This window comes from Kistimonas scapharcae, assembly GCF_039540975.1.
In the GTDB taxonomy this organism is placed as follows: domain Bacteria; phylum Pseudomonadota; class Gammaproteobacteria; order Pseudomonadales; family Endozoicomonadaceae; genus Kistimonas; species Kistimonas scapharcae.
This window is the reverse complement of sequence record NZ_BAABFL010000449.1, coordinates 18,377-30,862: the sequence shown is the minus strand read 5'-3', so window position 1 is coordinate 30,862 and position 12,486 is coordinate 18,377. Positions and strand designations below refer to the sequence as shown.

At 53.8% G+C, this 12,486-nt stretch carries 14 protein-coding genes; 8 read left to right on the top strand and 6 right to left on the bottom strand.

From position 1 onward, the window contains the following. A partial coding sequence (locus tag ABD892_RS19515) for a hypothetical protein (RefSeq protein WP_345197734.1) occupies window positions 1–435 on the bottom strand: 435 nt, incomplete at its 3' end. A gap of 408 nt (window positions 436–843) precedes the next feature. On the opposite strand from ABD892_RS19515, the gene ABD892_RS19510 reads away from it, so the two are divergent. The 8 genes from ABD892_RS19510 (at window position 844) to cynS (ending at window position 7,477) form a co-directional block, all read left to right on the top strand. Next, window positions 844–1,548, top strand: a complete 705-nt coding sequence (locus ABD892_RS19510; protein WP_345197732.1) for a class I SAM-dependent methyltransferase — start codon at window positions 844–846, stop codon at window positions 1,546–1,548. Window positions 1,549–1,664: 116 nt separating this feature from the next. Then, window positions 1,665–2,408, top strand: coding sequence for an SDR family NAD(P)-dependent oxidoreductase (locus tag ABD892_RS19505; RefSeq protein ID WP_345197731.1), 744 nt, complete (start codon window positions 1,665–1,667; stop codon window positions 2,406–2,408). 281 nt (window positions 2,409–2,689) lie between these two features. Next, window positions 2,690–3,010 (top strand): hypothetical protein, encoded by a 321-nt coding sequence (locus tag ABD892_RS19500; RefSeq protein WP_345197730.1) that lies wholly within the window; start codon window positions 2,690–2,692, stop codon window positions 3,008–3,010. Window positions 3,011–3,083: 73 nt separating this feature from the next. After that, window positions 3,084–3,461 (top strand): MmcQ/YjbR family DNA-binding protein, encoded by a 378-nt coding sequence (locus tag ABD892_RS19495; RefSeq protein WP_345197729.1) that lies wholly within the window; start codon window positions 3,084–3,086, stop codon window positions 3,459–3,461. 228 nt (window positions 3,462–3,689) lie between these two features. Further along, on the top strand, window positions 3,690–4,094 hold the full coding sequence (locus ABD892_RS19490) for a nuclear transport factor 2 family protein (RefSeq protein ID WP_345197728.1): 405 nt from the start codon (window positions 3,690–3,692) through the stop codon (window positions 4,092–4,094). Window positions 4,095–4,354: 260 nt separating this feature from the next. Next, entirely contained in the window at window positions 4,355–5,188 is an 834-nt protein-coding gene (locus tag ABD892_RS19485; protein WP_345197727.1) for a formate/nitrite transporter family protein, read from the top strand. A 56-nt stretch (window positions 5,189–5,244) separates the two neighbouring features. After that, on the top strand, window positions 5,245–6,963 hold the full coding sequence (locus ABD892_RS19480; RefSeq protein WP_345197725.1) for a bifunctional protein-serine/threonine kinase/phosphatase: 1,719 nt from the start codon (window positions 5,245–5,247) through the stop codon (window positions 6,961–6,963). Between the two features lie 64 nt (window positions 6,964–7,027). Then, window positions 7,028–7,477, top strand: coding sequence for a cyanase (gene cynS, locus ABD892_RS19475; protein ID WP_345197723.1), 450 nt, complete (start codon window positions 7,028–7,030; stop codon window positions 7,475–7,477). An 84-nt stretch (window positions 7,478–7,561) separates the two neighbouring features. Here the strand turns inward: cynS and can are convergent, their stop codons facing one another. The 5 genes from can to ABD892_RS19450 all read right to left on the bottom strand — a co-directional run bounded on the left by can (window position 7,562) and on the right by ABD892_RS19450 (window position 12,440). Then, on the bottom strand, window positions 7,562–8,266 hold the full coding sequence (gene can, locus ABD892_RS19470; RefSeq protein ID WP_345197722.1) for a carbonate dehydratase: 705 nt from the start codon (window positions 8,264–8,266) through the stop codon (window positions 7,562–7,564). 107 nt (window positions 8,267–8,373) lie between these two features. Then, complete coding sequence (locus tag ABD892_RS19465) at window positions 8,374–9,987, bottom strand: hypothetical protein (RefSeq protein WP_345197721.1); 1,614 nt, start codon at window positions 9,985–9,987, stop codon at window positions 8,374–8,376. Window positions 9,988–10,070: 83 nt separating this feature from the next. Continuing rightward, window positions 10,071–11,213: an NAD(P)/FAD-dependent oxidoreductase gene (locus ABD892_RS19460; RefSeq protein ID WP_345197720.1), complete on the bottom strand. Its 1,143-nt coding sequence runs from the start codon at window positions 11,211–11,213 to the stop codon at window positions 10,071–10,073. Between the two features lie 39 nt (window positions 11,214–11,252). After that, entirely contained in the window at window positions 11,253–11,420 is a 168-nt protein-coding gene (locus ABD892_RS19455; RefSeq protein WP_345197719.1) for a rubredoxin, read from the bottom strand. 186 nt (window positions 11,421–11,606) lie between these two features. Beyond that, entirely contained in the window at window positions 11,607–12,440 is an 834-nt protein-coding gene (locus ABD892_RS19450) for a hypothetical protein (protein WP_345197718.1), read from the bottom strand. Window positions 12,441–12,486 lie beyond the last annotated feature (46 nt).

The following is a 12,486-nucleotide window of genomic DNA, read 5'->3' as shown; positions in this document are numbered from 1 at the left end:
TCCGAGACTGGCAAATATTATCGAATACGCCTCATGCTGGCTGCCATGTGGTCTGCACAGGAGTTTTTGAGTACTTACAAAAATGGCTTTGTTGAAGAAGGCATATTTCAGCCCCTGATAATTAAAAGGATCGCGATAGAACGAATTTAACCTTGAATCATAGCTATCCGGCACAACCATTATCGCCTTTATGTTTCGTTCATCCAATCTGTCCAGGTGAGCATCTACTCTATTTAAAAACCTATCACTGCGGCTACCCACAAGCACCACATCAATATCCTTTGACAGTACGCAAGGTTTAAGGTGAAACACTTGCCCCGTACGCGTATCCTCCAGCTCCTCTTTGAACCTGACAGAGGCACCTACTTCAACTCTATACGTTTCACTCGCTGCATTACTGCCTAACGATTTTGGATAGGATAAATAACCAATCATACAACCACCTCAACAATAGATACTCCATGTATTACGCTGGCTCAAAAAACAGCGTCTTGTATTAGAAGTATGACAAGCAATATTCCCTTTCGTTCGAGGTCGTTGGTGAAATCAGCCAACGTGTCAGAAAGCCTGAAATGCTATGCCTTATGCATCACCGTGAATCTAATCCTCAAGACCATCACACAACATTGCACTATAAGATGTTTTTGCCCCATCACTGGTTTGACTCGTCCTATACGCATGGATACGACTGTTTAGGTTCCAGACGTCGCGTGTACCCTGTCATACCCTTTGAAATGCTTAAAGACACCATCGTTTCGATGTTCGTAACGCGTAAGCGTTAGATCGTTAAACATGCCATTTCCCCAGGCAGGTTCGCGCCTGCGCTGTTTTCGAGGTCCGATAATGTCCGAGATGTATACGAAGCATGCTGAAACGTATGATTCGGTGGTAAGAAACAATATCTACAACGCCTGTCTGGAGCGCCCCTCCCTCCAGGCATTGCTGGATAATGTGCAAGGCCTGGATATCATTGATATGGGCTGTGGCTCAGGCATTTATGCCGGGTATTTCCTCGAACAGTCGGCACGCAGCGTGACGTGTCTGGATCTCTCCAGCGATATGGTGTCCATCGTCAAACGGAAGTTTGGCGACAAGGTCACGGCCTATGTTCAGGACATCGCGGCAGGCTTACCGCAGGAAGCCGCGAACAGTGCCGATGTCATCGTCTGCCCACTGGTGTTGCATTACCTCGACGATTTGCGTGTCGTCTTTAACGACGTGCACCGGGTGTTAAAGCCCGGGGGTTATATGGTGTTTTCCACACACCATCCGTTTGCCGATTTTGAGTGTTCGGCCTCCGGTAACTACTTTGCGACGGAACGGGTTCAGGAAGAGTGGAACACGGTGGGTACGCCGGTCACCGTCAACTTTTATCGCCGGTCTCTGACGGATATCTGCAACGCGATCACCGCTGCCGGGTTAGTGATCGCCAGGCTGACCGAAGGCACCGTCTCCGAAGATGCCAAAGCGATATCGGAAGAAACCTATAACCACCTGAAACACAATCCCAATTTTCTGTTTGTGCGGTGTGAAAAGTTGCGGACCTGATGAAGCTGCCGGGTTGCCGCTGCCCCCGGCGCTCTGCCAGCCATTCGCAGCATAGAGTTTTCATCAAAAGCAGCTACAGTCCATGCTGTCGATATCCACAGCACGGTGGCTTTTGCATGAGATTCACTAACAAGATTGCTGTTGTAACGGGTGGAAGTTCTGGCATCGGTTTAGCGACTGTTCGGATGCTTCATGAAGAAGGCGCAAAGGTCTACAACCTGGATATACAGGAAAGTGAACCCGGCACCGGCAGTTTCATTCAGTGTGATGTCGCCAGTTACACAGACATCAAGAGCGCCATCGATAACATCGCACATACAGAGGGTACTATTGATGTCCTGTTTGCCAACGCGGGCGTACATAAATTCGCCAACATTGAAGACACCAGCGTTGAAGAGTTTAACAGGGTCATGTCCATTAACTGCCACGGTGTTTTTTATACCTTAAAAACCGTCTTGCCTATCATGAGACAACAACAGGGCGGACGCATTCTGCTCATGGGCTCTGACCAGGCCATTATCGGGAAAGGACTGAGTGCGGTTTATGGCATGAGTAAAGGCGGCGTCGCTCAACTGACGAAAAGTACAGCGATTGATTATGCGCCATACAACATTCATATCAATTGCATCTGCCCGGGTTCCTGTGACACGCCATTATTAAGAAAAGCGACACATGTGTTCAGGGAGCATCTGGGCATCAGTACCGAATCAGCCGTTGAAATACTCGAACAAGCACAACCTATAAAACGGCTTGCAACACCGGAAGAAATCGCCCGTGTCGCCTGCTTCCTGCTTTCCCCAGAAAACAGTTACATGACCGGCTCGCTGATCCCTGTGGATGGTGGTTATACCTGTCAGTGAGAACAACCGCGGATACTGCCCTGTTCAGGCAATGGTTTGATATTGACTATCACCGGTTGATCCTCAACACGCCTATCAACAAAGAAGATGGTTAACATGGCCAGGCAACCGCACGCCGGTAGCTACATGGCGATTGCCTGGCCAACTACACAATTGACAACCGACGTGTAAGCGATGATTCTGTCATGCGCTTACGCTTCACAACCTGGCGGCATTCCAACCCAGGGCAGCCAGGGTGCCTTTCTGCGAAAGGCCAACATATTCAATACGAGTTGACGATCATGAACAAAACCCCTGTTTTATTCACTGCACTGGTTCTTTCCCTCAGTGTTGGCGGGTTGGCGCACGCCAAGAATGACAAAGAGAAAGACAAAGGCCTGCCTCCGGGTCTGCAGAAAAAGGTGGAATCCGGCAAAAGCCTGCCGCCGGGTTGGGAGAAAAAGCTGGAGGTCGGCGGCAAGCTGGACAAAGACCTCTACAAGCAAGGCAAGGTGGTTCTGACGAACCCGGACAAAGGGACGGTCACACTCGAACTGGACGGCAAATTGGTCCGGGTGCTCAAGAACACCCGGGAAATCGTCGACATTCTGGACGGGCGTTAACCGGGCATACCGGTAACCTGCCGTCCGGCAGGACCGGATCACCAATGGGGTATGCAGCCGAAGGAGTCGCCGAGTGACCTACGATGAGTTCAATGCCTTTTGTCAGTCACTCCCCGCGACCACTTACGTCATGCAGTGGAACCGTTCCCATGTCTGGAAGGTGGGCGAGAAAGTCTTTGCCATTGGCGGCCTCGGGCGTGATGGTAACCCCGCCTATATTTTCAAAACCTCGGAGCTGAATTATCACTTTCTCAGTGAGCACCCCGGTTACCGGCCCGCACCTTACTTTGCCTCCCGCGGCATGAAGTGGATACAGCACTATGACAGCACGCCGGAAACCGATGAAGCGCTGCAGTATTACCTCGAATCATCACACAAACTGGTTGCATCGGGTTTAAGCCAACGAAAGCAGAAAGCACTGGGGCTTGAGCCGGTCTCTCCAACCCAATAACAACTCCGCCCCTTCCCTTGTTCCGCTGTTTAATTGCCAACCAATACCGTCGCGATGATCCACAACGAGCGACGCCCCTTGCAGACAGGCAGACGACCTTCCATCTGGTCACACCTTGCCCATCCATTGAAATGAACTATAAACACCCGTGGAACTCTAACGGCTATGGATTGACTGCACATGCAAGCGGCCTGCGATTAACAGCATAGCCCTGACAGGAGGCACACCATGACGTCACCGGTTGATACCGTCAAAACTGTCTATGACAGCTTCTCCAGGGGAGACCTGGACGGTTTCCTCCAGATCTGTGATGAGGAGATCGAGTGGGTCGTCAACGGACCGGCCTCCCTGGAGAAATGCCAATCCTATCGCGGCCGGGATGGCGTCAGGCAGTTCCTTGATGTGCTTGAGCAAACCTGGTCTTTCCGCGCATTCACGCCCAAACAATACATTCATGATGGCAATACCGTGGTTGTCCTGGGCGAGGAAACCGGTGATGACAAGACGACAAACCAGCCCTTTGAGAATCGCTGGGCCCATGTCTTCGACACCAGGGATGGCAAAGTCATTCGTTTCCGTGAATTCCTTTGCCACTGGTCCGGCAGCGAACAACCGCCGGCCATGAGCTGGTAACTGCCGCGTTCTCTCTCACCCTGATCCACGATAGATATACTCGGTCGTTCACACACCCTGTCGAGGACAATGCCCCAAACCGTACCACGCACTTGCTGCTATTTGCTGTAATAGTGCACGCCACCGCCTGTTCACCCGCCATTTGCCCCCTCTTTCCCTGCTGGCATGCCCCTTGCTATCGGAGGGTTATCATCAGACGGAGACGGCTCCTGAACCCCGCCCGGTGATCGCTTCCCCTCACAGGCAAACAGAGAACGCTTATGTCTTATCTAGCTCCTGCCGAGTTCGTCACCAAAATGGTGGACGCCGGCGAATCCAAGGTCTTCATGTCCACCCGCGATACCCTGATCCGGGGTTACATGGCCGGCGCCATCCTGGCCCTGGCTGCGGTTTTTGCCATTACCGTGGCCGTCAAGACCGGCAGTTTCCTGCTGGGCGCCGTCCTGTTCCCCGTGGGTTTCTGCATGCTCTACCTGATGGGCTTTGACCTGCTCACGGGCGTCTTCGTACTGGCGCCGCTGGCCTGGCTCGACCGGCGCCCCGGTGTGACCCCTGCCGCCATCCTGCGCAACTGGGGACTGGTGTTCCTGGGCAATTTCACCGGCGCACTCACCGTTGCCTTCATGATGGCCTTCGTCTTCACCTACGGTTTCAATGCGGAATCCGGCGCCATTGGCACCAATGTCGCCAGTATCGGTGAATCCCGGACACTGGGTTACGCCGAATACGGCCTGGCTGGCTGGTTCACCATTTTCATGCGCGGCATGCTGTGTAACTGGATGGTCTCCATGGGCGTTGTCGGCGCCATGATCTCCACCACCGTCAGCGGCAAGGTGCTGGCCATGTGGATGCCGATCATGTTGTTCTTCTTCATGGGCTTCGAGCATTCCGTCGTCAACATGTTCCTGTTCCCCTTCGGCCTGATCATGGGCGGTGACTTCTCGGTGATGGATTACTTCATCTGGAATGAAATCCCCACAGCCCTGGGTAACCTGGTCGGCGGCCTGGCCTTTACCGGCCTGACGCTGTACACCACCCACGTCAGAACCGCGCCCAAGCGCCCGGTCGAGCCACTGCTGAAAGAAGCGGCATAATCCAACCCACACCTCAGCCTCGCAGGGCTGAGGTGTTTAACCCTGATACTCACGCTATGGTTCCAGCATTAAAGGTCTCCATCGGCCAGCACACCGACAAGGGGCCTAAACCCGAAAACCAGGATTGCCACGGGATCCGGATTCCACAGGATGGCCTTCTGACCATGAAAGGCATCGCCGTGGCCATGGCGGATGGCATCAGCAGCAGTGAGGTCAGCCATGTCGCCAGTGAAACCGCCGTCAAAAGCCTGCTGGACGATTATTACTGCACGTCAGAAGCCTGGTCCGTCAAAAGCGCTGTAGAGCGTGTACTGACAGCCACCAATTCCTGGCTGTATTCACAGAGTCGTCATGGCCTTGGCCAGTACGACAAGGACAAAGGCTACGTCTGCACCCTCAGTGCCCTGGTGTTGAAACATCATACGGCGCATGTCTTTCATGTCGGCGATACCCGTATCTACCGGCTGAATGCCAACGGCCTGGAACAGCTGACCAATGACCACCGTGTCTGGATATCCCGCGAACAAAGCTACCTGAGTCGTGCACTCGGCGTTGAGCCCTACTGCCATGTGGATTACCACGCCCTGCGCCTGCAACCGGATGACCTGTTCATCATCAGCTCGGATGGCCTCTATGATTTCATTTCCACGGAACGACTGGTCGAGACCGTTCAAAGCCATCCGGCGGATCTGGATACAGCCGCCAGAACGCTGGTCAAGCTTGCCCTTGAAGCAGGCAGTGATGACAACCTGAGCATTCAGCTGGTGCGCATTGATGGCCTGCCGGACGCCACCAGCAACATCAGGCAGCAACTGGAAAGTCTGCCGATTCCCCCCCGGCTCAGTGCCCGCACCGTGTTTGACGGCTACACCATCATCCGAGAGTTGCACGCCAGCAGCCGGAGTTACGTCTACCTCGCGCAGGACAATGCATCCCGAAAAACCGTGGCATTGAAAATGCCGACCATTGCGGCAGGCAGCGATATGGCACACCTTGAACGCTTCCTGCAGGAAGAGTGGATTGCCCGGCGCATCAGCAGTCCGTATGTCCTGAAAGCGGACCTGGCCGAACGACCACGCAGTGCCCTCTACACCGTCTTTGAATATATAGAAGGGCAGACACTGACCCAGTGGGCCACGGACAATCCCAAACCGGACATCACCACCGTACGCCAGATCATCGAGCAGATCGCCCGGGGGCTTCATGCCTTTCACCGTATGGAGATGCTGCACCAGGACCTGCGCCCGGAAAACATCATGCTCGACCGGACCGGCACGGTCAGGATCATGGATTTTGGCTCCGTCAGCGTGGCCGGCCTGCAGGAAAACACAATGGAAACGCCGCTGACCCATCTGCTCGGCACCGCCCTCTACAGTGCGCCAGAATATTTCCTGGGAGAACCGGGCACACCGCAATCAGACCTGTTCTCCCTCGGCGTGATCACCTACTTCCTGCTGTCCGGCCACTACCCCTACGGCAACGAGGTGGCCAAAAACAAGACACGTGCCGCACAACGAAAACTAGTGTACCGCACCGTGCTGGCGGAAGACCGCGCCATTCCGGCGTGGGTCGATGACGCCATCCGGAAGGCTGTCCATCCCCTGCCGGAGCGCCGTTATGAAGAACTGTTTGAGTTTACCCATGACCTGCGCCAGCCCAGCCGCCGTTTCGTGAATCAACACCGGCCGCCCTTAATGGAGCGAAACCCGGTCATGCTCTGGCAGGGCATCAGCTTTGCCCTGGGGCTGGTCATCCTCTACCTGCTCAGCACATGACCGCTTTCGTGAAAGGACAACATACAACGTAGACAACAACCACAACCCAAACGGGGAGCGCACCATGATCACAGATCGCAAAACCGTCACGGAACTGATTCTGGCGAACAAGGTGGCCAAAGGCATTACCTGGCACCAGGTCGCGGATGCCGTTGGCCTTTCCAAGGAATGGACGACGGCAGCCTGCCTGGGCCAGATGACCTTCAACAAGTCGCAGGCTGAAATTGTGGGTGAACTGTTTGAATTACCCGATGAAGCCATCGCCTGGCTGCAGATCGCGCCTTACAAAGGCTCACTGCCAACCGTCGTGCCTACCGACCCGCTGATTTATCGCTGGTATGAAGTGGTCAACGTCTATGGCAGCACCATCAAGGAACTGATTCATGAGGAGTTTGGTGACGGCATCATGAGCGCCATCGATTTCTCCATGGATATCCAGCGGGAGGAAAACCCGAACGGGGATCGGGTCAATGTGGTGTTATCCGGAAAGTTCCTGCCCTACAAAACCTATTAAGCATACTGAGTAGTCGCATAAATAAAACGGGGTGCCTTGAAAGGCACCCCGGCAAACCGTTCATACACTACGCGAAATGAAGTATCAGGCTTCTGCTTCGGCAACGTGCTGGCATGCTGCTGTATCGTGGGGAATCGTGTCTCTCGGCTGGAAAACGCGTTCAAGTGCTTCACCGTAAGCCTGCTGCATTTCTTCACTGCCATTGACGCACATGCCGAGGTCTCTCAGCAGCCCGTCCTTCAGGCCATATATCCAGCTGTGAATAGAGAGTTTCTTACCGGCCTCCCAGGCTTCCTGAACGATACTGGTCTGGCAGACATGCACGACCTGCTCAATCACATTCAATTCACACATGCTGTCGATACGGGCCTGACCTGACAGTGGCGCCAGTGCCTCGCGATGCTTCAGTTCCGTGTCCTGAATATGCCGCAGCCAGTTATCAATCATGCCCTGCCGGCTGCCTGAAATGGCCGCCTCAACCCCGCCGCAACCGTAATGGCCACAGACGATAATGTGTTCAACACCAAGCACATTGACCGCATAATGAATAACGGAAAGACAGTTGAGGTCACTGTGAACGACCACGTTGGCGACATTGCGGTGGACAAACAGCTCACCCGGCATCAGTCCGACAATCTCATTGGCCGGCACCCGGCTGTCAGAGCAGCCGATCCACAGGTACCGCGGCGCCTGCTGGCGGGACAGACGCTGAAAAAACTCAGGGTCCCTGTCGCGCACGGATTCGGACCAGGATTGATTGTTGTCAAACAGATGTTTGAGTACTTTCACGTGTATCCACCTTCAACATTCGGACTGCACGCAGGATATAGGCAAAGGGCGGCAGTAATCGACTCTATTTTGTTAATTGCGTGGCATTTTCGTTACAAATGTTGAATTCAGTGGCGTTCCAGCTGTTCACGGCACCAGCCAGTGAACTCGTTCGACCAACCTGACAATTTTTCCTGACACTCAATCTTGGTATCCATGAGCCTGTAATAAGCCACCTGTGCCGCTATTTCTTCAAGGTCATTGCTATCAAACAACTCATTACCGGCTATTTTTCGTGCAATTGCCTGATCTTGTTCAGTGGGATGCTCAAGTTCACCGTTAATCAGCTCGAGATCCTCCCACAGGTCTTCCTTCACCTGCACCATGGCTTCCAGTTGGGCACGCTTAAGCGAATGACTGCCAGCTTCAGACAGCAGTTTCATGAATGAGAGCTCCGCACCCTGGCCTGCAAACAGCCGCTGAAAATCCGCCTGCCAGCCTGTTTTTAAACCCATCTCCTGGAGTCGTTGGGATAATGCCTGGTCAATCATCGTAAAATTGTTCCATTGATCATTGTGACTCAGCGATGATTGGAAAAGCATGGTTTCAAAAGTGCTTTTCATGCTCAGCAGCACGTCGGCATCACTCAATGTATTTATGGCTTTTCGGGTAAGGATTGCAGCAGCCTGTATGATATTTTGCTCCAGGTCATGGAGATTTTCAGGATCAACAATCACTTTCCTGCCTTGTGAAACAAGGGCCTGCAATCGGATCAGTGTGACATCGTCATAATCTTGTTGGGAACAATGCAGAATGTAACCATTCAGCAGCCGAGTCACATCATTCAGGAAGGTTTCGGGATCAAGAGCACCATCTTCACACAAGACATCAACCGCTTCTGTGAAACTGTATTTCTCCATATTCTCCAATTTGATCTGGAAGTAGTTATAGGCCGGGTCATGTTTATCAAACGACGACGAAAGACTATTATCAACAAGCTCGCTCGACCCGACAGGACCACCGATGACAATATCATCGTCATCATCATGTTCCCTCTCAGAAACCGTAGACGCCTGGCCGATAACCGCTTCCTTTTCACTCAGCAACGGTTCCAGATACTGATTACGCGCATTCCAGGTATTTCCCTCCATCGTGTCATATTCACCCGTTTGTTCTTGAGCAGGACTCTGACGCGGATGCATTTGTTCACGCACCTTCCGGAGATTCAGTACATGATCGGGGAGATGATCGGCTCGACGGCGTTTTCTCGGCGCTTTGATCAATGGGCGGTATCGGGCGACGGCAGCCGTCATATCAGAGTGATTATCCAGCGAATCCAGTTCCGCCTGTAACAGGGACATCGCCTTGTCATCCACCAGGGCATGGATCGGATGCAAGTCGCGCCCCTGTTGTCGACAGGCTTCAAGAAGAACCTGCAGGTCTTCCTCAGAATTTGCCTGCTCTACCCGGTCCCTGACCTGGTCAATCCAGTCAGCAGGTTTCTCGCTATCACCCTTGAGCCTTGGCTCACCGGTTTCGCTGTTGTCGACAGTAACGCTACGCGGCTTGTCAATGTGCGGCTTTTTCTGTGAGGGATCTTTTTCAGGAGACGACCGGTCCTGAGGCGAAGGCACGATCTTTCGCCCATCTCGCCCAAGACCTTTCTTTTGCGTTTCTGTTGGCGTCTTTACCCCCTCAGGCTTGTTTCCCCGGGGCTTATTAGAAGGTCCCTTGAGTCGCATCCTTGCTCCTCCCTGATCAGGCACTTGGAACCGCATGGCTTTTAACCAGTATAGGTAGCCAGCCCCAGGTTCAGAGCGCCCCCCTACGCCAAGACTGGGGAAAGACGCCTGTTGAGCGACAATTTCTCCCGGACAGTCTCACCGGTCAGCGCATAGCCATGGAGCGTGTCACCGTCCTGATACAGCGCCTTGATGCCTGCGTCTCCTTGTTCCAGTACCCACTTTCCCCTGACACCCACAGCTGGCGGAGCCGTCACCACCGGGCAGGCAGGCGTTTTCACGGTAACAGGCATGGGGCCATAGCAAACCTCTGTCGGGTCACCAGCCAGGGTTTGCGCCAGCGCGCGGGCACAGGCCATCAGGGGCATCACATACAATAGGACATGCCCATCAACCTCGGCACAGTCTCCCATGGCGAAGACATCCGGATGGCTGGTCTGAAGCAGCCGGTTGACAACAATACCTTTGGTGACCGCCAACCCGGCCTCTTCAGCCAGCCGGGTACGGGGCCGCAAACCCACGGCGGAAATCACAATATCAGCGGAGACGCTGTCACCGTTATCCAGCGCCAACCGGACGCCTTCCTCGGCCCGGAAAACACCCGTTGCCGCACGGCCTAACCGGAAACTGACGCCCAGCGCATCCAGGGCTGATCGGACACTGTCCGCCGCCTCAGTCGGCAATAACCCGGGCATGACCTGTGAAGATGGCGCAATAACCGTGGTTCGATAGCCTCCCGCATGGAGGTCGTTCGCAAATTCGCATCCAATCAGCCCCGCGCCCATGATGGCGACGTGCGCTTGCTCCGGCAACGCGGCACGAAAACGACCATAATCAGTCAGGTCATTGATGGAAAACACTGCATCCGTGGCATCTCCCTCCAGCGACAGACGGATCGGAGCGGCACCGGTCGCGAGCACCAGCTTGCTGTACATCAGTACCCGGTCATCCGCCTTCAACTGATGGGCCTGGGGATCAATCGACTGTACGTCCGTATGGGTCAGGATGGTGGCATTGAGTTCGGTGGCCATGGTTGCGGCCTCAGCCATAGCAAGCTCATCCGCAGACTTCCCCTTACTGAAGCCGGTGGACAACATGGGTTTGGAATAATTACGGCCATCGTCCGCCGTGATCATTACCAGGGGCGTGTCCTGATCCTGCTTGCGAAACGCTTTCGCCAGGTTATAACCGGCAAGCCCCGTACCTACGATAATGATGGGATGCATAATTCTTTTTATTCTCTGGGGTCATGGAGCCGAAACGAATCAGCCGATTTCAACCATTTCAAAGTCATCTTTGCCGACGCCGCAGTCGGGACACAGCCAGTCAACGGGAACATCTTCCCACGCGGTACCCGGGGCGATGCCATCATCCGGCCACCCCTCGACCTCGTCATACACCAGGCCACAGACGACACACTGCCACTTTTTCATACTGAACTCCCGTTTGACGATTTTTTATTGTTGCTATCGTGGGTCAGTTTCCGGCTACACGCAAACCGGAGACGACAACCTGTCGTGAATTGTGCCTAGGCCCTGTGAGAATTTCAAAACGGACTAAAACGAGGGGCGTTACCACCATTGCAACGGCCCTTTGGGTGTCTGAAGGGAATGAAGTGACTAACGGTCTATCATGATATTGCCGGTCTTAAGGTCCACGACCAGGTCGTAACTGAACAGTTCCATACCCACAATATCGATGAGTTCAAGTTCAGACGGTTTGCCTTCAAAGGTGACATGGTAACTTTTCACGCCGTTCACAGAGCTATCACCCGTACCGGAAATATTCGCATAACTCTGGTTGTTCAGCCCCATGACATAGACCTGCTGTGAATCATTCAGGCTCGACTTGTTATGTGAATAGGACACCGATGTAACCGGGTGTTCCTTAACCGTTGTCTGGCCATCGACCATCATGGTTTCTGACCAGCTGTCCGTCATCACGGATTCGATCTTGACGTTAACCCGGCCCAATGAATGCTCACCCTCTTCGACGGGTACAGTCTCCCGCTTGAGTTCTGCCGGAATCTCAATGGCGAGACGAAAACGGGCATATTTGAGGTTTTCATGGGAGGCATCTTCCTTGACTTTCAGCTGCACTTCGGATGAAAAATCATCCAGCTCTTCAAGGTTTTTGATCGCCGCCACATCATTACCGGCACTGTCCCGGATCTCCAGCACCTTGTACTGGATGCGGGACAGATCCTGGTTAACAAAGCTGAGGTTTTTCAGGCTGACGGAGTAGTAATTGTATTTCAGGTCATTATCCATGCCGAACCCAAAACTACCGTTAGGGTCATAACTGGCCACCTTTGGCAGGACTTCACGGAAATAGGTATCCTGCTCCCCACGGTCTACCTTATCCTGAAAGCCACCACCTGAATCCAGGTTGACGCCAACCGTCAATGCGGCGCCCATGGCCAACCGTAAACCGACTCCGACTACCCCAGACATACTGCTTACCTCACATCCTGTCAGTCAAACGCGATACGGCTGCGGT

Bases quoted from the DNA above. Each gene is read 5' to 3' on its own strand.
- ABD892_RS19510 (WP_345197732.1), top strand. From the start codon at position 844: ATGTCCGAGATGTATACGAAGCATGCTGAAACGTATGATTCGGTGGTA.
- ABD892_RS19490 (WP_345197728.1), top strand. From the start codon at position 3,690: ATGACGTCACCGGTTGATACCGTCAAAACTGTCTATGACAGCTTCTCC.
- ABD892_RS19465 (WP_345197721.1), bottom strand. From the start codon at position 9,987: ATGCGACTCAAGGGACCTTCTAATAAGCCCCGGGGAAACAAGCCTGAG.
- ABD892_RS19500 (WP_345197730.1), top strand. From the start codon at position 2,690: ATGAACAAAACCCCTGTTTTATTCACTGCACTGGTTCTTTCCCTCAGT.
- ABD892_RS19505 (WP_345197731.1), top strand. From the start codon at position 1,665: ATGAGATTCACTAACAAGATTGCTGTTGTAACGGGTGGAAGTTCTGGC.
- ABD892_RS19460 (WP_345197720.1), bottom strand. From the start codon at position 11,213: ATGCATCCCATCATTATCGTAGGTACGGGGCTTGCCGGTTATAACCTG.
- ABD892_RS19480 (WP_345197725.1), top strand. From the start codon at position 5,245: ATGGTTCCAGCATTAAAGGTCTCCATCGGCCAGCACACCGACAAGGGG.
- ABD892_RS19485 (WP_345197727.1), top strand. From the start codon at position 4,355: ATGTCTTATCTAGCTCCTGCCGAGTTCGTCACCAAAATGGTGGACGCC.
- cynS (WP_345197723.1), top strand. From the start codon at position 7,028: ATGATCACAGATCGCAAAACCGTCACGGAACTGATTCTGGCGAACAAG.
- ABD892_RS19455 (WP_345197719.1), bottom strand. From the start codon at position 11,420: ATGAAAAAGTGGCAGTGTGTCGTCTGTGGCCTGGTGTATGACGAGGTC.
- ABD892_RS19450 (WP_345197718.1), bottom strand. From the start codon at position 12,440: ATGTCTGGGGTAGTCGGAGTCGGTTTACGGTTGGCCATGGGCGCCGCA.